Origin of the sequence: Paraburkholderia sp. SIMBA_027 (assembly GCF_046535315.1) — a bacterium.
Lineage (GTDB): Bacteria > Pseudomonadota > Gammaproteobacteria > Burkholderiales > Burkholderiaceae > Paraburkholderia > Paraburkholderia tropica.
This window is the reverse complement of record NZ_JAWRWY010000602.1, coordinates 1-271: the sequence shown is the minus strand read 5'-3', so window position 1 is coordinate 271 and position 271 is coordinate 1. Positions and strand designations below refer to the sequence as shown.

Sequence of the window (271 nt, the reverse complement as noted above, 5' to 3'; positions counted from 1 at the left end):
GTGGGCCGATTGGCAGCCTGCTCGACCAATATCTCGGCATCGTCCTCTCCTTCCGCTGGACGGGCGCTGCGCTGGCCTGCGCCGTGATGGGCTTCCCGCTGATGGTGCGCAGCATTCGCCTCTCCATCGAAGCGGTCGACCGCAAGCTCGAAGAAGCCGCAGGCACTCTCGGCGCAAGTCCGCTCTGGGTATTCCTGACTGTCACCCTGCCGCTGACATTGCCTGGCATCATCGCCGGCATGATCCTGTCTTTCGCAAAGGCCATGGGCGA

General features: G+C 63.8%; 1 protein-coding gene. It reads left to right on the top strand.

All coding sequences use genetic code 11. The features are described from left to right. Positions 1-271 (top strand): ABC transporter permease subunit (locus SB764_RS40420; protein WP_410866814.1); only part of this gene is annotated, 271 nt, incomplete at both ends.